This window comes from Enterobacter sp. E20, from assembly GCF_000801755.2.
Taxonomy (GTDB): Bacteria; Pseudomonadota; Gammaproteobacteria; order Enterobacterales; family Enterobacteriaceae; genus Enterobacter; species Enterobacter asburiae_B.
The window spans coordinates 2293458-2305628 of record NZ_CP012999.1 but is presented as its reverse complement, the minus strand read 5'-3'; the positions used below and the strand labels follow the sequence as shown (position 1 = coordinate 2305628).

Below are 12171 nucleotides of genomic sequence, written 5' to 3'. Positions count from 1 at the left end.
AACACGTAAGCAATAGCACCAAGTTTGACCGATAAAAAATATCGAGAGATTTTTATATTTCCTATAACACCCATAAAAATGCTGAAACATCCGGAATTAAGCAATCGTTAAACCCGATTAATGAACCGGGTTTAACCTCACCTGAATCCAGATGAATAACTTAGTCCTAACCAATAAAGAATCACTCTATTACATGTAGGGGGTTATTCACACAACTTGACCTTTTCCCATTCTCTTTTAAGAACAACTCTCACGACATTCATTAGATCTTCAGTTTTACTACACAATCCGCTGTAAACATAAGGGACGTTATCAAGGAAGCCAGTTTCATCATTAATGCTTAACTCTCCAATTATTTTAAAAATCAATTGGATCAAATCCTTTATTTCATGCGTCTCTTTTTCATCATGATTAAGACTCAATAATATAATAAACTTCATCCGATCTAGGTCATTGCGAGAAGTTCTACTTCTCTCGAGACATACTGTGAATTTATCCCCTGCTTCTGTATTGCGTTCTTTTAGTGCTTCGCTATAACCTGATTTTTCATAGCGCTCAGCAGCCTTAGTCATACTTCTTTCATGTATCAGATAATCAGTGCGAGCATCATAATGTGTAAATGCTAATGAACAAAACTCTGCAATATTACGCCTGAAATCATCGATCCATTTTTGTCTGTTCGCAGAAATAACTTGTGCATTTATAGTCTTTTGCGTAAGTGTTTTTTGCACTTCGCGTTCTTCTTTCAAAGAAGCAAATTGAGAAGCACGCTCACCCATCATAAACAATTGCTGTTTTGCTCTTTCTGATTTCAAAAACCGTTGTTGCTCATCCCTTTCTTTTTTTACATTCTTAGCATTAACATGAAATGTTCTCCATGCGATTAAAGCTGGAATGATACCGCCAAGGAAGGTTGCACCCACAGTTAACCACAACTGATTATAATCAGTAGGTGCATCGATAGTTAGTTTTGGTAGTGATGCGAGTTTTAAAAAAAGCTGATCAACGTTGCCTGCTTCAAGAAGCTTGAATGGAATCCCCTGCCAAGACATAGAATATCCTTAAGTTCATGTAATAAAGGGAGACAAGATAACACTTAATTTGATATGGCGGAATTGTGAAGCAAATAAAAAACCGCTTGGGCTGGTTTAGGGATGATGCTAGTGCGTGTAAAACATCCAAGCATGGCATAGGTTTGTCAGTTTTTCTTAGATGATTAACTTTTTGTGCTCTTTTAATGCGAACATGCAATTTTCACTGCTCGCTCGAGATAGATACCCAAGCCTCATCGCCGTTTTGTCTAGCCATTTCGGGTAGGCTTTGTAACATTTGGAGCCCTTGATGGTGATCAGCTTTAATCCCCGCACATCGACAATCTTCAGCGCCTCCAAGGACTATGCGGGCACCTACCACATCGCCAACATTTAGTTTCCATACAGGCAGTCGACAGATATCCTGCACCACTAACCGAGTATTTGTAACCACCACTCTCCTTAATCACTCCGCCCTTGTGCCATGCCACAGCGTATGTCCTGGCATTTGTGTTTTCATAATCTACCCGTCATTGACGAGTCCTTGTTCACACCGGCTGCGTTCAAAACCAAAACATCAAACACACCTTTAGACAAAAGCCACTTACTTTGACAAACGTTACCAAATAGTCTTCTAAAAAAATTCGCAGTTCATGTGCTGCAAATAAACCAACCCACGGAGATAAAATGCTGTTATTTTTTACAATGTTAATATTTTCACTGACGCTTTCATTTTCTCCTGGCCCCGTTAATATGGTGGTTATATCGTCTGGTGCCGTTCACGGTTTTAGAAAGACCTTCTCATTTGTCTCCGGTGCAACGATAGGGTTTACGCTATTACTTATCTTTATATGTTTCGGCTTTTACGCTGCAATCGAAAAATATCCAGTGTTTTTCCGGTATCTTAATATTGCCGGTTCTTTATTTATCATGTATATGGGCTATAAGATAGCGTCGTCACGCTCCGATATGTCATTAACAAAAACGGATTCACCCGGTTTTGTTCAGGGTTTTGTCATGCAGTGGATCAACCCAAAAGCTTGGACCGCGTGCGCCTCAGGAGCTGCGATGTTTTCTGAACCCTCAACCCCTGTGACAGCACTCGTTTTTATCACGGTCTATTTTTTTGTCTGTTACCTGTCGCTTTCTGCCTGGGCATTGATGGGAGAAAAGGTATCGGTTCTTCTCAGGAGCACACGGCAGCTCCGTACGTTTAACGTGTTGATGGGCGGGTTGTTATTTATTACGGCGTGTTACATGCTCTTTTTAACGTTTTAAACCCGTTATAACGTGTGATACTCAATTGCGTTATAAATATCATTAATCAATTTGTAGGCAATACTGCTGGTCGACATATTAGAAGGCCATACGGCATAGACTTTCAGCGGTTCCAATGACCAGTCAGGAAGTATTTCCTGCATTTCTCCGCGCTTAACATCCTCTTCGCTTAAATAGCGAGGAGGTGCTGCAAGACCAATTTGTTGTCTGGCAAGAGCATAAGCGGCTTCGACATTATCTACATACACCGTGGGCGTATACGTCACGACAGCCGCTTCCCCATTTTTATGTCGGAATTCCCGGTTATTCTGCCTCATATTGAGTCCAATCCATGGCAGTTTCGCCAGGTCATCAGGATGCGTAATCGTCGGGTAATGGCTGAGCAATTCCCGGGACGCAACTACCTGGCGCGGCAGCACAAAAAGATGGCGCGCTTTAAGAGAGCTGTCCGGAAGTTCGCCGATTCGAAATGCCACATCGATACCGTCGGCAATAATATCTCTGCGCGTATCGCTGTAAGAGATATTCAGTAAAATGCCCGGATGACGTTTTATAAAATCGGCCAGATGGCGGGTAAACGCACTCTTCAGAAAAACGGCAGGAAGAGAAATAGTCAGCTTATTGGCCGTTGAGATTGAACGCTGCTTAAATTCAATGACCCCCTGCTCATACAGCGCCAGCATCGATTTGGCCGTTTCCAGCAAATTGGCGCCATCGTGAGTCAGAGAGAGTTTGCGGGTGTTTCTGTACAGCAACGCGCAGCCAAGATTTTTTTCCAGCTTTGATAAATGGGCGCTTGCCGTTGCAGTTGTAAGCCCTAACGCTTCTGCCCCACCTGAAATGGATCCTGCCTCAGCAATCTTTGCAAACACTATCAGATAACGAATGTCATCAATCATTTATCGTCCTGTTGCGACGGCGTTCCTGCGAACTACGCGTTTAATCATAGAGTTACGATATCGTACTTTCCTTCCCGGTCGCATCTCTTTTTATCGTTTGGACTTTACGCCCTACTCATTTTGCGAGGCGCTGCAGTGTCAACCCGGCGACATCCTTTCCTGGGAGCCGGACAGCCCGGAATGACGCGCCTGCGCCAGCGTTTGCAGCTCCTCCTTAAGCCAGCGCGTTGCGCCCCGCTGGCCGCTGCGTTTATGCGAGTAAATTTTCACTTCAAACGTGCGTATCGAAAACGGTAAAGGAAAAATCCTCAGGTCCGCTGCCGCAGCCAGCTTCTCAGCGGCAAAACGGGGGATTGCCATCAGCAGGTCGCTTTCGGCAACGATAAACGGCGCGCTCAGCATCGACGGCGTTTTGATCGCAATTTGTCGGGTATAGCCGAGTTGTTCGAGCCGCACGTCCAGAACACCCTGCTTCTCATTCCATGGCGTCACCACCAGGTGTCGGGCTGCGAGATAATCCTCCAGCGTCAGACGCGTCCGGCGCGCGTTGCCGATGACCACATACTCATCTTCAAACCAGTCGATCTCTTCCAGTTCCGGGTGCCGGATATCATCCTGAGTGCTGAACCCCAGCGCGAGATCCACTTCGCCCGCCAGCAGTTCCGTCAGCGCCGGGCTGTGCGGCAGATAGCGCAATTCGAAACGCAAACCCGGGGCAGCAAGCTGCAGTTTGTGCATCAGCGCCGGGAAAATGCACAGCGCGGTAAAGTCCGTAATCCCAATTTGTAAGATTTCGGTACTGCTGGCCAGGTCAAACTCCGGCTGCGGGGTCAGCTCATGATTGAGGAACGACAATGCGGAAGCAATGGAAGGCGCAAGCTGAGTGGCATACACGCTGGGGGACATGCGATGCCCTTCGCGAAAAAAGAGCGGGTCATTAAGGGTGATGCGCAAACGCGACAGCGCATGGCTCAGTGCCGATGTGCTCATCGCCAGCTCGTCAGCGGCCAGCCGAACGGAACGATGGCGGTAAATCGCGTCGAAAACGGGCAGCAGGTTTAAATCAAGACGCCTCAGTACCGGATGCATAATATTCATCTTTTGTTGATTTCATTGCACTTAATTCTTCGGACAATACTCCGTATGCTTAACGCCATCAATCGAAACACAGGCTAAAACACAGGGAAAATAATGAGCATCACCATTCGTCAGGCCCGCCCCGAAGATGCGGCGGCGATATACGCCATGATCTACGAGCTGGCGGTGTATGAAAAAGCGCCGGAAGAAGTGGTCACCACGCCGGAGGAGATCCGCGAAACGCTCTTTGGCGCAGGCACAAAAACCGAAGCGTTGATCGCGGAGTGTGAAGGCAAGACTGCCGGCTATGCCGTGTTCTTCACCAGCTATTCGACCTGGCTCGGACGCAACGGGATTTACATGGAAGACCTGTACGTATCCCCGGAGTATCGCGATAAAGGCGCGGGAAGAGCGCTGCTGAAACATATCGCGCAGCTCGCGGTAAAACGGCAGTGCGGCCGCCTTGAATGGAGCGTGCTGGACTGGAACCAGCCCGCGATTGATTTTTACCTGAGCATAGGCGCGCTGCCGCAGTCCGAATGGGTTCGCTATCGTCTTGATGGCGACGCGCTGCTGAAATTTGCCGAATAACGACACGTGGTACCCGAGATGATCCCGCCCCGCGGGGTCGCTCTGTCCTGCCTTGATCCCGTCTCAACAGATGATGAATTTATGCTACCCTTCCATAAATTTCATAAACATATTGCAGAACGCCATGACGACAGCCCCTTTTATCCGCCCACAACTTTCCCTGCCAGACGGTGCCGACAGGCTGCTGTTGCACTCCTGCTGCGCCCCCTGCTCGGGTGAAGTGATGGAGGCTATCCAGGCTTCGGGGATTGACTACACGATTTTCTTCTACAACCCCAATATCCATCCACAAAAGGAATACCTCATTCGGAAGGAGGAGAATATTCGCTTTGCGGAAAAACACGGCGTGCCGTTTGTTGATGCCGATTACGACACCGATAACTGGTTTGAGCGTGCAAAAGGCATGGAATGGGAACCCGAGCGCGGCGTCCGCTGCACCATGTGCTTCGATATGCGTTTCGAGCGTACGGCGCTCTATGCGGCAGAAAATGGATTCCGCGTCATCAGCAGCTCGCTGGGGATCTCCCGCTGGAAAAACATGCAGCAGATAAATGACTGCGGCCAGCGTGCTGCCGCGCGCTATCCGGGTATGGTTTACTGGGACTATAACTGGCGTAAACAGGGCGGCTCCTCTCGCATGATTGAGATCAGCAAGCGGGAGCAGTTTTACCAGCAGGAATACTGCGGGTGCGTTTATTCGCTCAGGGACAGTAACCTGCATCGTAAGTCTCAGGGCCGCCCGCTGATTCGCATAGGGAAACTGTATTACGGTCAGGATGACAATGAAAAATAACGGGCTCCCGGTATAGAGATATATCCGAAAACAGCCCTGACGTGTACCGAATTTAGCCTAACGTCTCCCACATCCACAAAGAGCGGCTATCCTTTAATAATCAACAAAAGGAGGCAAAAATGTCTGATTTCGGTACTGATAAAAACACCCAGTTTGCTGAAGATAAAGCTAAAAATAAATTTGACGAGCTTACAGGTTCAGCGCAGCAGCAGTTTGGTGAATTCGTTGATTCACCAAAGCATCAGGTAAAAGGTGCGGCCAGAAAATATGCCGCGCAGGCCAGCGATGCCGTTTCCGACGTCACTGAAGCTGTCAGAAATAACCCCCTCACCGGCCTCGTCGCAGCGGGTGCGGTCGGTATTGTTCTCGGCCTTCTGCTGGGTCGAAAATAATAAAAGGCCCTTCGGGGCTTTATTTTTTCTTAGCTAAACATTCTGACCATGCGGTCTAACTCTTCCTCTTTCACGGCCCGCGATAAATAATACCCCTGAAAGTTTTTGACGCCCAGCGCGACTAATTTTTCAAACTTTTCTTCACTATCAACCCCCTCGGCAATACAGTCCGTTCCGGTCATGTCGCTATAAATCTGTATCGCTTTAATCAGGTTATAGTCATTGTCGTTTGCCACAAAATGCTCAACGATGTCGCGATCCAGCTTGAGTCCATCAAAATGCACCTGCCGCACCGGGAACATGGTTTGATGGTTAGAGAAGCAGTCATCCAGAAACAATCGACACCCCGTATTACGCAAGTGCCGCATGGTTTCTGGGATCCTTTTGTCCTTCGTCACGTCAATATCTTCAGCAAATTCAAAGACCAGCTTTTCGGCCCACTGCGGCTTGAGCAGCATGTCGATAGCTTTCTTTGCCATATCAGGCAATGCATTTCCGGAAGCCAGACGAGGCGGAATATTTACAGAAAAATAGTATTTTCCATTATACTTATTAATCCCTGACACGGCGGCATGGATGACTAACGCCGTTATTTTCAACCATATCTCATGATTTGAAATATCCGTCAGAAAACTGGCCGGCTTGACAATTTTACCGTTTTTATTCCAGCGAATCAGTATCTCAAAGCCTACGCCCTTTTTGTCACGATCGGTAATGATCTGATAAGCAGGGAAGATCTCTTTTTTATATAATGCATTAAAAATTTCTGATTCTTTATCCGTAAAATCCGTATTTTGGCTCCGCCGCTTGATACGTCTTTCCGCGCTGAAATTGTGCGAATCGTTTAGCCACCGCTTAATTAAGCGTAATTTCAGCACGCCTTCCTTACGGTGGGTATAAACCGTTTTATTAGAAAGCCCCATTTCGTCGCACATTTCTTTTACGGACATGCCGCGGTAGAAATTTAATAAAACGTCAATTTCTCTTTTTGTTAGCCACTTTACGGTTTCTTGCGAAGAATTATCCTTGTAGCGATCGCGTAATACGTACGAACGATCTTTAAAAACATGATGGTGTGTATGAATACAGGTTATGACATCTGAAACGCGGGCCAGTCGAATCAATGATAATTGATAGCTATTATTTAAAAGAGTGCCCAGGGTGCGATATAGCCAGCCATCCGGCAGGTCGCCATAGAGGGTGACGCGTCGAATAACGGGAAGTGCATTGAGTACGGACGCCAGTCTCTTCAGGCTCTCCAGGAGACTGACGATACCTTTTCCGAGAAACACCACAATATGAGCACTCTGATTTATAAGGATATTTTCAAGATCCTGTTGGGATACCTCATCCCCGTCAAAGTGAATATGCGAAGCCTGTATTCCGTACTGGTTAAGGATCAGACGATATCCCTGGAACGTAAAACCGCAGGCGGAGATGACAAATTTATGTTCATCGCACGCCTCATTTCTGAGAGAAATTGTGTGGGTCATAAACTGCTCCTGGGCACTGAGGCGCCATTTCCATTTGTGAATACGTAAAATTTAACGCACCTGTTATAAACATTAATTTTACAGTACAGATTCAGGGTAAGAAACAGTTATCCGCTGAACTCACAGGAACATCTTTGCGTTAATCACCGTCGTTTAAATGTACTTTTCTTTGCAAATAACAACGGCAAATATCTTATTCTCAGGGTATAATGAAAATTCCGAAAAGAAGAGTGGACACTTCATCTATCGGCTCATTCAAATACGAGAAAAATGCTATGGATAATCATATCTCATCCAGGGCCTTGCTACATCGAAGGGATGTTATAAAGAACAATCCGCGATTCGGTGAGGCAATATTAGAGCACTACACAATTAATGACACCATCTACAAAAAACAACCTTTGTTCTACAAGACAATGCTGCAGGAATCACGGTTTAACATTATCCTCTCCATGTGTTGTTTTATTTTTGGAAATCAGGCCGAGTCAGTTTCAGAGATTAAAGAGTTATGCTCTCGCTATAAAATAGCCAGCCCCAACAGCGTGATTGCGATCATTACGATACTGAGAACCACCGGGCGCATCAGGACCTGGCGCTGCACGGATGACCGACGCAAAACGAGAATCGCGCCAACCGAAAAAGGACTCAATGAACTTAAGCGTTATATGTCCGGCGCTTTTTTGCCCGTCAGCATTCTTTATCCGGCATTTAATATTAATGTTAACCTGCTGGATAATGATATTTTGAGAAACAACTTTTTCCGCCGCGCGGCTGAATATCTTTTTCGGGGATTAACGTTCAGAAAGGTGTTGCCTGAGGTGGGATTATTTATCGATAAAGATGGCGGCCGTATGATTATGCTTTATATCTATCTGCAGGCCATGAAAAATAAATCCGCTCATGGTGCGGTCATTGACTATTCAGCCAGCACGCTCGCAAAGGAATTTTTTGTTTCGCGCATCCACGTCAACCGAATTGTCAAGTCGGCACAAGAGGCGGGTTATCTTAAAGATCGTGGTGATGGTCGGATGTCGATATACCCGGCGTTTATCGACCTTGTCGAAAATTATGCCGGTTTATATTTTGCGTATGTTACGCATTACATCAACGTTGTGCCTAAAGAGCGACGCCACGCTCACAACGTGACGTCAACCGTATAATCCAGCAGGCGTTCGGAGTTCCGAACGCCATTTCCCTATCGTTCCCGCAGCGCCTCTTTCGCCTTGTTCAGCGGTTTCAACAGATAATCCAGAATGGTTTTGCTGCCGGTTTTAATATCAACGGTGGCAATCATGCCCGGAAAGACCGGAAATTCCTGACCCTGCTTATTGGTCAGATGGTTACTGTCGGTACGGATATAGACGCGATAGTAGTAGACATCCCTTTTCACCTCATCCTGCAGGGTGTCCGGCGAAATCATGGTCACTTCCCCTTCCAGCCCGCCGTAAATGGAGTAGTCATAGGCCGTAATTTTCACCAGCGCTTTCTGGCCGGGATGGATAAACGCCACATCGCGCGGCGAGATTTTCGCTTCGACCACCATCTGATCGTCAAGCGGGACAAGGCTCATCAGCTTGCCGTTCGGCGGGATAACGCCTCCCACGGTCGTGACGTCAATATCCTTCACGATCCCGCGAACCGGGGCATTAAATGTCAGCCGGGTCAGGGAGTCCTCACGCCCTTTCATCACCGAACGCTGGGCCTCAATCTCCGCATTGGCTTTTGCCAGCTCTTCACGGGCGCGAACGTAATACTGGTTTTTCATCTCGGTGATTTTATTCTCAAGCTCATTTTTTTGACGCTCAAGACGTAACACCTCAACCTTGCTGGCCGCTCCCTGGGTCACCAGAGGACGAGTTAACGACAGCTCGCGCTGCACCAGCCCGGCGCCCTGACGCAACCCGGCCAGCCCTTTTTCGAGGCTTTCACGACGGGACTGGTAGAGCGCCGTTTCCTGTTTGACCAGCTCAACGTCGTCATCCAGCTCGTCCGGGAACGCGAGCTCCGTGTCGTTCACCTCGGCCTTCAGGCGCGCAGCGGTTGCCAGCGCCGCATTCAGGCGAGACTCGCTCTCCAGCACGCTCGACTCGGTTTTTGTCCGGTCAAGCTGCGCGAGCTGCTGCCCGCGTTCCACGATGTCGCCTTCACGCACCATCAGGCTGTGAATGATGCCGCCTTCCAGGGACTGGATGACCTGCTCATGCGAAGACGGTATGACCTTGCCGCTGCCGGTCGTCACTTCATCCAGATGGAACAGGCTTGCCCAGGCGATAAACACCGCCAGCAGGGCGAACAGGGACCATGCCACCAGCGACGAGCGCGGCAGGCGTGGCTCCTTCAGTCGGCTATTGAAACGAGAGAAATCATTCATGCCGCGCCCTCCTCTGCAACCGCCGCCGGCTTCATGGTCACGGTGCGCTGCGCGGCTTTCTGCGGCGCCATGCCGTGCTGATGCAGGATCGCATCGCGCGGGCCGTCCATCACCACCTTACCGTTTTCCAGCACGATGATGCGGTCGACCAGGTCTAGGATCGGCAGGCGATGCGTCGCCACGACCAGCGTCCGGCGTTTACCCAGCCATTTGTGAAGATGCTGAATAAACTGCTTCTCGCTCATTTCGTCCAGCCAGGCGGTAGGCTCATCCAGCAGCAGGATAGTCGGCGAGGTAATCAGGGCTCGCGCCAGCAGCAGCGCCTGACGCTGTCCGCCGGAGAGGCCAGCCCCGCCCTCGTTGATGATGTAGTTCAGCCCCATTTTCTGCTTGCGCACAAACTCCAGCGCGCCGCTGTTAACCAGCGCCTGATGAATCTCATCGTCGGTGGCTAACGGGTTCCCCATCAGGATGTTGTCCCGCACGGAGCCAAAGAACAGCCGGGCCTGCTGGCTGAGCAGCTGCATGTCGCGACGCAGGTCGGCCGGGTCCAGATGATTGAGGGCAATATCGTCGAGCAGGATGCTGCCCTGCTGCGGCTCCTGCATGCCCGCCAGTAGCTGCAGCAGCGTGCTTTTACCGGAGCCGTTGCGCCCAAGCACCGCCACGCGCTCTCCGGCGCGGATCTGCAGCTTGCCGATATTGAGCACGGTGAGTTTTTCTTCCTCGTCGTAATAAAACCCGACGTCCTCAAGCGCATAGTCGCCGCGCAGGTGGGCTTTATGCACCTTCTTGCCGTGCTGCGGATCGTCAATCGGGCGCTGCATCAGGTCGTCCAGCCCCTTGCGGGCCACCTTTGCCGACTGCCAGCGCGAAAGCACGCCTGAGATCTGCGACAGCGGCGCGATGGTGCGCGACGCCAGAATCGAGGTTCCCACCAGCGCACCGGTAGTCATGTCGCCGCTGATGACCAGGTAACAGCCCACCAGCAGTACAACCGCGTAGACGATGGACTGCACCTCCTGCGTCCAGGTGAGCAGCAGGCCCGTCAGCCAGCGCTGCTTCATGCCGACGCTGGCGGCGACGTCGTTGGTATTATTCCACTGGTTCTGGAAACGCTGCTCGGCGCGCATCAGCTTGATGTCTTCAATGCCCTGCACCGCTTCCACCAGGGTGGCGTTACGGATGGCGGATTCACGCATCCCTTCGCTGGAGAGTTTCCCCAGCGGGCGCTGCACCAGCAGGCCGGGGATGAGCAGCAGCGGCACGGCGAGCAGGACCACCAGCACCAGCGGCCCGCCAATCATCCACAGAATAAAGACGAACAGCAGGAAGAATGGCAGGTCGGAAATCGCCGCAATGGTGGTCGAGGTAATGAGCTCGCGCACCGACTCCAGCTCGCGGATCTGGGCGATAAAGGATCCGGTTGATTTGGATCGCGCGCCGTTTTTAATCCGCAGCGCGTGGGCAAACACGCGTTCAGAGATGCGCAGGTCGGCGCGCTTCCCCACCACGTCAGAAATATGCACGCGCAGCATGCGCATGATGAATTCGAACACGATGGCAATCATCACGCCGCCAAACAGGACCCACAGCGTGGCTTCCGACTGCGACGGTACCACCCTGTCGTACACCTGCATGGAGAAGACCATGCCGGAGAGCGCCAGCACGTTGGCAACCAGCGCCACCAGCATAATGTCGCTGTAGCGTCGCCAGTCCTTCAGCGCCAGCTGCCAGAACCAGTTTTTCTCATAGGGTTTGATGTAGTCGTCCACGCGGGCATCCGGCGTGGATTCGAGCGGGCGCAACACCATCAGCCCTTTTAACCGCGCCCCGAGTTCGTCACGCGTCAGCGTCGTCTCCAGCCCCGCGTCGCCGCTAAACTGCAGGCTGACGTTGCCTTCGCTGTCCATGCGGTTAATGACCGCGATTTGTCCACCGGTGAATTCCGCCAGCAGCGGCAGGCGCCACGGATCGAGGGATACCGCTTCAGCCGCCACCATACGCATCCCCAGCCCAAGCTGGCGCGCCATCTCCTCCAGCACCAGCTGGCGCGGAGACTGGCTTTCATGGTTAATCGTGACCCGCACATGCTCCGCTGAGAAATCCAGCCGGTAGTGCTTCGCGATGATGAGCATGCCCTGCAGCCAGGGTTCGTACTGTGGATGTGTCTTCATAATGCTACGTCCTGTCCAGAGCGGTAATTTCGCACTGAAATGATACCTTTACGGAATGATTAAAAATCG

The 12171-nt window shown here is 50.3% G+C and carries 12 protein-coding genes; 6 read left to right on the top strand and 6 right to left on the bottom strand.

Going from position 1 to position 12171, the window contains the following annotated elements; all coding sequences use genetic code 11:
* Positions 1-203: 203 nt before the first annotated feature.
* Positions 204-1052 carry a hypothetical protein gene (locus tag NI40_RS10850; protein ID WP_039262534.1) on the bottom strand — a complete coding sequence of 283 codons (849 nt, stop codon included), beginning with the start codon at positions 1050-1052 and terminating at the stop codon, positions 204-206.
* Between the two features lie 666 nt (positions 1053-1718).
* On the opposite strand from NI40_RS10850, the gene NI40_RS10845 reads away from it, so the two are divergent.
* Positions 1719-2309 (top strand): LysE family translocator, encoded by a 591-nt coding sequence (locus NI40_RS10845; protein ID WP_039262536.1) that lies wholly within the window; start codon positions 1719-1721, stop codon positions 2307-2309.
* A 5-nt stretch (positions 2310-2314) separates the two neighbouring features.
* Here the strand turns inward: NI40_RS10845 and NI40_RS10840 are convergent, their stop codons facing one another.
* Complete coding sequence (locus NI40_RS10840) at positions 2315-3208, bottom strand: LysR family transcriptional regulator (protein WP_039262538.1); 894 nt, start codon at positions 3206-3208, stop codon at positions 2315-2317.
* Here NI40_RS10840 and NI40_RS24290 point away from each other — a divergent pair.
* A complete protein-coding gene (locus tag NI40_RS24290) occupies positions 3195-3392 on the top strand; it encodes a helix-turn-helix domain-containing protein (RefSeq protein WP_127353284.1) in 198 nt (65 codons plus the stop codon). The two genes, NI40_RS10840 and NI40_RS24290, sit on opposite strands and share 14 nt — an antisense overlap.
* On the opposite strand, the gene NI40_RS10835 is transcribed toward NI40_RS24290, so the two are convergent.
* Positions 3347-4306: a LysR family transcriptional regulator gene (locus tag NI40_RS10835; protein WP_045142954.1), complete on the bottom strand. Its 960-nt coding sequence runs from the start codon at positions 4304-4306 to the stop codon at positions 3347-3349. The two genes, NI40_RS24290 and NI40_RS10835, sit on opposite strands and share 46 nt — an antisense overlap.
* A 93-nt stretch (positions 4307-4399) precedes the next feature.
* Here NI40_RS10835 and NI40_RS10830 point away from each other — a divergent pair, with 93 nt between their 5' ends.
* The 3 genes from NI40_RS10830 (at position 4400) to NI40_RS10820 (ending at position 6061) form a co-directional block, all read left to right on the top strand.
* On the top strand, positions 4400-4876 hold the full coding sequence (locus NI40_RS10830) for a GNAT family N-acetyltransferase (RefSeq protein WP_039262539.1): 477 nt from the start codon (positions 4400-4402) through the stop codon (positions 4874-4876).
* 124 nt (positions 4877-5000) lie between these two features.
* The gene (locus tag NI40_RS10825) at positions 5001-5669 is read left to right on the top strand and encodes an epoxyqueuosine reductase QueH (RefSeq protein WP_045142955.1); all 669 of its coding nucleotides are present in this window, start codon (positions 5001-5003) and stop codon (positions 5667-5669) included.
* Between the two features lie 119 nt (positions 5670-5788).
* Positions 5789-6061: a DUF883 family protein gene (locus NI40_RS10820; protein ID WP_033145484.1), complete on the top strand. Its 273-nt coding sequence runs from the start codon at positions 5789-5791 to the stop codon at positions 6059-6061.
* Positions 6062-6090: 29 nt separating this feature from the next.
* Here the strand turns inward: NI40_RS10820 and NI40_RS10815 are convergent, their stop codons facing one another.
* Complete coding sequence (locus NI40_RS10815) at positions 6091-7554, bottom strand: EAL domain-containing protein (RefSeq protein WP_039262540.1); 1464 nt, start codon at positions 7552-7554, stop codon at positions 6091-6093.
* 275 nt (positions 7555-7829) lie between these two features.
* Here NI40_RS10815 and NI40_RS10810 point away from each other — a divergent pair, with 275 nt between their 5' ends.
* On the top strand, positions 7830-8714 hold the full coding sequence (locus tag NI40_RS10810; RefSeq protein WP_033145482.1) for a hypothetical protein: 885 nt from the start codon (positions 7830-7832) through the stop codon (positions 8712-8714).
* A 35-nt stretch (positions 8715-8749) separates the two neighbouring features.
* On the opposite strand, the gene NI40_RS10805 is transcribed toward NI40_RS10810, so the two are convergent.
* Entirely contained in the window at positions 8750-9925 is a 1176-nt protein-coding gene (locus NI40_RS10805; RefSeq protein ID WP_039262543.1) for an HlyD family type I secretion periplasmic adaptor subunit, read from the bottom strand.
* Positions 9922-12102 (bottom strand): type I secretion system permease/ATPase, encoded by a 2181-nt coding sequence (locus NI40_RS10800; protein ID WP_039262544.1) that lies wholly within the window; start codon positions 12100-12102, stop codon positions 9922-9924. Before NI40_RS10800 ends, NI40_RS10805 begins: the two co-directional genes overlap by 4 nt.
* Positions 12103-12171: the final 69 nt, after the last annotated feature.

What these genes read in the sequence shown, in the direction of transcription:
- NI40_RS10810 (WP_033145482.1), top strand. Translation starts at nt 7,830, where the DNA reads ATGGATAATCATATCTCATCCAGGGCCTTGCTACATCGAAGGGATGTT.
- NI40_RS24290 (WP_127353284.1), top strand. Translation starts at nt 3,195, where the DNA reads ATGTCATCAATCATTTATCGTCCTGTTGCGACGGCGTTCCTGCGAACT.
- NI40_RS10845 (WP_039262536.1), top strand. Translation starts at nt 1,719, where the DNA reads ATGCTGTTATTTTTTACAATGTTAATATTTTCACTGACGCTTTCATTT.
- NI40_RS10830 (WP_039262539.1), top strand. Translation starts at nt 4,400, where the DNA reads ATGAGCATCACCATTCGTCAGGCCCGCCCCGAAGATGCGGCGGCGATA.
- NI40_RS10850 (WP_039262534.1), bottom strand. Translation starts at nt 1,052, where the DNA reads ATGTCTTGGCAGGGGATTCCATTCAAGCTTCTTGAAGCAGGCAACGTT.
- NI40_RS10835 (WP_045142954.1), bottom strand. Translation starts at nt 4,306, where the DNA reads ATGAATATTATGCATCCGGTACTGAGGCGTCTTGATTTAAACCTGCTG.
- NI40_RS10840 (WP_039262538.1), bottom strand. Translation starts at nt 3,208, where the DNA reads ATGATTGATGACATTCGTTATCTGATAGTGTTTGCAAAGATTGCTGAG.
- NI40_RS10805 (WP_039262543.1), bottom strand. Translation starts at nt 9,925, where the DNA reads ATGAATGATTTCTCTCGTTTCAATAGCCGACTGAAGGAGCCACGCCTG.
- NI40_RS10820 (WP_033145484.1), top strand. Translation starts at nt 5,789, where the DNA reads ATGTCTGATTTCGGTACTGATAAAAACACCCAGTTTGCTGAAGATAAA.
- NI40_RS10815 (WP_039262540.1), bottom strand. Translation starts at nt 7,554, where the DNA reads ATGACCCACACAATTTCTCTCAGAAATGAGGCGTGCGATGAACATAAA.
- NI40_RS10800 (WP_039262544.1), bottom strand. Translation starts at nt 12,102, where the DNA reads ATGAAGACACATCCACAGTACGAACCCTGGCTGCAGGGCATGCTCATC.
- NI40_RS10825 (WP_045142955.1), top strand. Translation starts at nt 5,001, where the DNA reads ATGACGACAGCCCCTTTTATCCGCCCACAACTTTCCCTGCCAGACGGT.